Origin of the sequence: Streptomyces otsuchiensis (assembly GCF_004305975.1) — a bacterium.
Classification (GTDB): Bacteria; Actinomycetota; Actinomycetes; order Streptomycetales; family Streptomycetaceae; genus Streptomyces; species Streptomyces otsuchiensis.
The window spans coordinates 1-6167 of sequence record NZ_BHZI01000318.1 but is presented as its reverse complement, the minus strand read 5'-3'; the positions used below and the strand labels follow the sequence as shown (position 1 = coordinate 6167).

Sequence of the window (6167 nt, the reverse complement as noted above, 5' to 3'; positions counted from 1 at the left end):
GCACCCCGGCACGCGATACCCGGCCCCACGACACCGGCACCGGCACCGGCACCGGCACCGGCTCGTCAGCCGCCGACAGCACCACCACCCCCACCCGCCGGCGGCTGCGGCAGCCGCCGTCTGCGGCGCAGCCCCGAGGAGTGCAGCCGGTGGACCAGTTCCCGGGTGTCGACCTCGACGGCGCCGAGTCCGACCGCCGTCCGGTAGTGCTCGGCGGGTACGTCGTAGTGGTCACGGTCGAAGGCCCGGGTCGGTGATCCGAGCCGGGAGGCGAATTCGTGGAGTTCCGACAGTGAGACGTCGCTGATCAAGTGGGACCATAGTCTGCCGTGCCCGGGCCAGTCGGGAGGATCGATAAAGACCGTCATGACGGTCACTTCCTTCCGAGGATCAATGCCGCCTTCTCCCTATTGGACCAAAGTCGCGCACACTTCGAAGCGACGAGGGGTTGACGGAGCGAGCCCGCGAAAATACCTTTCACCTGTGAGGAATGCTATGAAGGAAAATTTCGCCCGGCGTGGCGAGCGGGCCCGTCCCGCTCCGGTTGCCCCGCGCCCGGCCCCGCCCGAGCCGGGCGCGCTGGCCGCGAAGGTCCGGACCATGGCACCCTCCATGACGCGCTCCATGCAGCGTGTGGCCGAGACGGTCGCCGCCGACCCGGCGGGCTGCGCCGCGCTGACGGTGACGGGCCTGGCCGAGCGCACCGGCACCAGTGAGGCGACGGTCGTCCGCACCGCCCGGCTGCTGGGTTATCCGGGTTACCGGGACCTCCGGCTGGCACTGGCCGGGCTCGCCGCCCAGCAGGCGTCCGGCGCGGCACCGGCGATCACCACCGACATATCGGTCGACGACCCGCTGAGCGACGTCATCGCCAAGCTGACCCAGGACGAGCGGCAGACGCTGGCCGACACCGCCGGCGCACTGGACATCGGCCAGGTGGAGGCGACGGTCAGCGCGCTGACGGCCGCCCGCCGGATCGACGTCTACGGTGTCGGCGCCTCCTCGCTGGTCGCCCAGGACTTCGCCCAGAAGCTGCTGCGGATCGGTCTGGTCGCCCACGCCCACGCCGATCCGCATCTGGCCGTCACCAACGCGGTGCAGCTGCGGGCGGGGGACGTCGCCATCGCGATCACCCACTCGGGCCGCACGGTGGACGTCATCGAGCCGCTCCAGGCGGCCTTCGACCACGGTGCGACGACGGTCGCCATCACCGGCCGCCCCGACGGCGAGGTCACCCAGTACGCCGACCATGTGCTGACCACCTCCACCGCCCGCGAGAGCGAGCTGCGCCCGGCCGCCATGTCGAGCCGCACCAGTCAGCTGCTGGTGATCGACTGCCTGTTCATCGGCGTCGCCCAGCGCACCTACGAGACGGCGGCGCCCGCGCTGCACGCCAGCTACGAGGCGCTCGCGCACCGCCACTCGCCCCGCGAGACACGTTAGGCCGTGCGGCACCCATCCGCCCGGCACCTCCCCCACCCCTGCCCAGTCCTCTGAGAGAGCCGCCCCCTGATGTCCACTCCCTATGGTGAACTGCAGGCACAGCTCGGCGCCCTGACCACCGAGGCATACCGTCCCGAGCTCGCCGAGATCGACCAGCTGCCGACGCTGGAGATCGCCCGGACGATGAACCGCGAGGACACCGCGGTACCGACCGCCGTCGCCGCGCAGCTGCCGCAGATCGCCGCCGCCATCGACGCCGCCTCCGAGCGGATGGCGCGCGGCGGCCGACTGCTCTACCTCGGTGCCGGCACCGCCGGACGGCTCGGCGTGCTGGACGCGAGCGAGTGCCCGCCCACCTTCAACACCGATCCGAGCGAGGTCATCGGCCTCATCGCCGGCGGACCGGGCGCGATGTCCACCGCGGTCGAGGGGGCGGAGGACAGCAAGGAGCTGGCAGCCGCCGACATCGACGGGCTGGGCGTCGGGCCGGACGACGTCGTCGTCGGCATCTCGGCCTCGGGCCGCACCCCGTACGCGGTCGGAGCGGTCGAGCACGCACGCGGCCTGGGCGCGTTGACGGTGGGACTCTCCTGCAACGCCGGTTCACCGCTGGGCGCGGCCGCCGAGCACGGGATCGAGGTGGTGGTCGGTCCGGAACTGGTCACCGGCTCGACCAGGCTGAAGGCCGGCACCGCGCAGAAGCTGGTGCTCAACATGATCTCGACGATCTGCATGATCCGGCTGGGCAAGACCTACGGCAACCTGATGGTCGACGTCCGGGCCTCCAACGAGAAGCTGCGGGCCCGCTCGCGGCGCATCGTGGCACTGGCGACCGGCGCCGACGACGGGACGATCGAGGACGCCCTGACGGCCACGGACGGCGAGGTCAAGAACGCCATCCTGGTCGTCCTCGGCGAGGTGAACGGCCCGACGGCGGCACGGCTGCTCGCGGAGGCCGGGGGCCATCTGCGGATGGCGCTGACCGCCGCCGCGAAGGGCTGACCCGCCGGCGCTCGCCGCCCCCGGCCGGGGACGGCGAGCGCGGCCACGCCGAGAGGGGTGCGCGGCTCAGAGTTCGCGGACGACCCGCGCCGGGTTGCCGACCGCCAGCACCCCGGCCGGCAGGTCGCGGGTGACCACGGCGCCCGCCCCGACCACGGTGTTCTCCCCGATGGTCACGCCCGGGCAGACGATGACGCCGCCGCCCAGCCACACGTTGTCGCCGATGGTGATCGGCTCGGCCGCCTCCCACTTGGCGCGACGCTGCTCGGCGTCGAGCGGGTGCGTCGGTGTCAGCAGCTGCACGTTGGGGCCCATCTGGACGTCGGCCCCGATGGTGATGGGCGCGACGTCCAGCATCACCGCCCCGAAGTTGACGAAGGTGCGGGGGCCGACGGTGATGTACGTGCCGTAGTCCACGTGCAGCGGGGGCCGGATCTCCGCGTCCTCCCCCAGCTCGCCCAGCAGTTCGGCGAGGACGGCCCGACGGTCCTGGGCGGCTTCCGGGTCGGCGGTGTTGAAGCGGTGGTTCAGCCGGACGCTGCGCGCCTGCTCCCGCTGGATCTCGGGGTCGTCCGCGAGGTACAGCTCACCGGCGAGCATCCGCTCCCGCTGGCTGCGTTCACCTCCGCCGGCGACGGCCTCTGCTCCGGCGGCGGCCGTCCGCTCGCTCTGACTGGTCACATCTGCTCCTTCACCCTCGGCCGTCCCTCGTGGACGGCTCTGCGTCCCTACCCGGTGCGGGCGGCGGCTCACCGGACGTACGTGGCGCCGGGACCTCGGGCACGGCCGGGCCGCCGCCGCACACCCGCGAACGCGAACGCGCCCGCATGAGCACACGGACCCGCACACGCCCGAGGGCGGTACCCCGGCCGCTGCCGGGGTACCGCCCTCGGGATACCGCTTGTACCGCTGTACCGCTTGTACCGCTGTACCGCGTGTGGTGCTGTGGTGCCGCTCGCGCGGCGGACTCTCCGATCCGGGTGGGATCAGAAGTCCATGCCACCGCCCATGCCACCGGTCGGGTCCGGCGCCGCGGCACCGGCCTTCTCCGGCTTGTCGGCGATGACGGCCTCGGTGGTGAGGAAGAGCGCCGCGATGGAGGCGGCGTTCTGCAGCGCCGAGCGGGTCACCTTGGCCGGGTCGGGGATACCGGCGGCCAGCATGTCGGTGTACTCGCCGGTCGCGGCGTTCAGGCCCTCGCCCACGGGGAGGTTGCGGACCTTCTCCACGACGACGCCACCCTCGAGACCGGCGTTGACCGCGATCTGCTTGAGCGGGGCCTCCAGAGCCAGCTTGACGGCGGCGGCACCGGTGGCCTCGTCGCCAGTGAGCTCCAGCTTCTCCAGCACGACACCGGCCTGGAGCAGAGCCACGCCACCACCGGCGACGATGCCCTCCTCGACGGCGGCCTTGGCGTTGCGCACCGCGTCCTCGATGCGGTGCTTGCGCTCCTTCAGCTCCACCTCGGTGGCAGCGCCGGCCTTGATGACGGCCACGCCGCCGGCCAGCTTCGCGAGGCGCTCCTGGAGCTTCTCGCGGTCGTAGTCGGAGTCGCTGTTCTCGATCTCGGCACGGATCTGGTTGACCCGGCCCTGCACGGCGTCGCTGTCGCCGGCACCGTCGACGATGGTGGTCTCGTCCTTGGTGATGACGACCTTGCGGGCGCGGCCCAGGAGGTCGAGACCGGCGGTCTCCAGCTTGAGGCCGACCTCCTCGGAGATGACCTGGCCACCGGTGAGGATGGCGATGTCGCCGAGCATGGCCTTGCGGCGGTCACCGAAGCCCGGGGCCTTGACGGCGACGGACTTGAAGGTGCCACGGATCTTGTTGACGACCAGGGTGGACAGGGCCTCGCCCTCGACGTCCTCCGAGATGATCAGCAGCGGCTTGCCGGACTGCATGACCTTCTCCAGCAGCGGCAGCAGGTCCTTCACGCTGCCGATCTTGGAGTTGACGATGAGGATGTAGGGGTCCTCGAGCTCCGCCTCCATGCGCTCCATGTCGGTGGCGAAGTAGGCGGAGATGTAGCCCTTGTCGAAGCGCATGCCCTCGGTGAGCTCAAGCTCGAGCCCGAAGGTCTGCGACTCCTCGACGGTGATGACGCCTTCCTTGCCGACCTTGTCCATGGCCTCGGCGATCAGCTCACCGATCTGGGTGTCGCCGGCGGAGATGGAGGCGGTGGAGGCGATCTGCTCCTTCGTCTCGACCTCCTTCGCCTGCTCCAGGAGGGCGTCGGAGACCTGGGCCACGGCGGCCTCGATGCCGCGCTTGAGCGCCATCGGGTTGGCGCCGGCGGCGACGTTGCGGAGACCCTCGCGGACGAGGGCCTGGGCCAGCACGGTGGCGGTGGTGGTGCCGTCACCCGCGACGTCGTCGGTCTTCTTCGCGACCTCCTTGACCAGCTCGGCGCCGATCTTCTCGTAGGGGTCCTCGAGCTCGATCTCCTTGGCGATGGAGACACCATCGTTGGTGATCGTGGGGGCGCCCCACTTCTTCTCGAGCACGACGTTGCGACCCTTGGGGCCGAGCGTGACCTTGACGGCGTCGGCGAGCTGGTTCATCCCGCGCTCGAGGCCGCGCCGCGCCTCCTCGTCGAACGCGATGATCTTGGCCATGTGAAGGGGTCCTCCCAGATACGGGGTGGATTGCTCCGGACCGCGCTGGCGCCCGCGACGGACGGCACGCACAAGGGTGGTTCCTTGCTCCACCCCGGATACGAGCCTCACCGACCCGGTCCTGATCTGTCACTCTCACCCTCAGAGTGCTAATGCCCAATGATTAGCACTCGACCCCTCCGAGTGCAAGCCACTTGAGGACCGAGGGGACGTCGATCCACGGCGGCACCACGCGCCACCAGCGACGACGTCGACAACGGCGGGAGAGCGTCCGCGACGGCGCAGGAGGCGCGCCGGGACGGACGGGAGGACGCGAGAGAGGGCGCGCCGGGGGCGCACACCCGGGGGCCGGCCGCACGCACACGCATCGGGGCCCGTTCCCCGGTGCAGGGAGGAACGGGCCCCGATGTCAGGCTGGGTGGTCCGGCGAGCGCCAGTTCAGGCGGTCACCCGGACCATGTCGGCCTGCGGGCCCTTCTGGCCCTGAGAGATCTCGAACTCGACCCGCTGTCCCTCTTCCAGGGTGCGGTAGCCGTCCATCTGGATCGCGCTGTAGTGGACGAACACGTCCGCACCACCGTCGACCGCGATGAAGCCGTATCCCTTCTCCGCGTTGAACCACTTGACGGTGCCCTGAGCCATTGCGTACTCCCCTTTTGCCGGCCTTTCACGACCCCGCTTTTCGCGGGGCCGGACCGGGCATCGACATCACCCCCGGCCGTGTGGGGGTGTGCGTCGAACGCACCGACCGCCGCTGAATGTATCTGTCCGGACGCCCTCTGCAACAGGTCATTAGAGCGAGAAATCTTGACGCATCAGAACGGTCAAATTACACAAAGTGATCATAAAGGAGAATGTTTCCGCCCGGACATCAATGCCGAAACGGTCATAGCGGGCACGGAAAAGTTCAGTCCGCGTCACACGCTTCACCCACACGCAAGGCTCGGTACACGAGCGGAAGGGGGCGTTCCGCCACTCTAGCGTGGTCCCGGCAGCAGACAGCGCACCGGGCCGTCCCCCGGCGGGGGCCGGGGAGGTCCGATGCGCTGTGCTGCGAGGGGCGGGCGGCGGCCGGCGGGCGTGCCGGCCGGGGGGGCAGCCGGCCCC

6 protein-coding genes are annotated in these 6167 nt (G+C 70.7%); 2 read left to right on the top strand and 4 right to left on the bottom strand.

Translation table 11 applies throughout. From position 1 onward, the window contains the following. Window positions 1–65: 65 nt before the first annotated feature. Window positions 66–368 carry a DUF4031 domain-containing protein gene (locus E0D90_RS22590; protein WP_130799852.1) on the bottom strand — a complete coding sequence of 101 codons (303 nt, stop codon included), beginning with the start codon at window positions 366–368 and terminating at the stop codon, window positions 66–68. A gap of 127 nt (window positions 369–495) precedes the next feature. Between E0D90_RS22590 and E0D90_RS22585 the strand changes: the two genes are divergently transcribed. Beyond that, the gene (locus tag E0D90_RS22585) at window positions 496–1443 is read left to right on the top strand and encodes a MurR/RpiR family transcriptional regulator (protein ID WP_103502123.1); all 948 of its coding nucleotides are present in this window, start codon (window positions 496–498) and stop codon (window positions 1441–1443) included. A gap of 69 nt (window positions 1444–1512) precedes the next feature. Then, on the top strand, window positions 1513–2445 hold the full coding sequence (gene murQ, locus E0D90_RS22580) for an N-acetylmuramic acid 6-phosphate etherase (RefSeq protein ID WP_130799851.1): 933 nt from the start codon (window positions 1513–1515) through the stop codon (window positions 2443–2445). 66 nt (window positions 2446–2511) lie between these two features. On the opposite strand, the gene E0D90_RS22575 is transcribed toward murQ, so the two are convergent. From E0D90_RS22575 to E0D90_RS22565, 3 genes are all read right to left on the bottom strand, one after another. Then, window positions 2512–3045, bottom strand: coding sequence for a sugar O-acetyltransferase (locus E0D90_RS22575; RefSeq protein WP_130799853.1), 534 nt, complete (start codon window positions 3043–3045; stop codon window positions 2512–2514). 386 nt (window positions 3046–3431) lie between these two features. After that, complete coding sequence (groL, locus tag E0D90_RS22570) at window positions 3432–5060, bottom strand: chaperonin GroEL (RefSeq protein WP_103502125.1); 1629 nt, start codon at window positions 5058–5060, stop codon at window positions 3432–3434. 438 nt (window positions 5061–5498) lie between these two features. Next, the gene (locus tag E0D90_RS22565) at window positions 5499–5702 is read right to left on the bottom strand and encodes a cold-shock protein (RefSeq protein WP_004986573.1); all 204 of its coding nucleotides are present in this window, start codon (window positions 5700–5702) and stop codon (window positions 5499–5501) included. Window positions 5703–6167 lie beyond the last annotated feature (465 nt).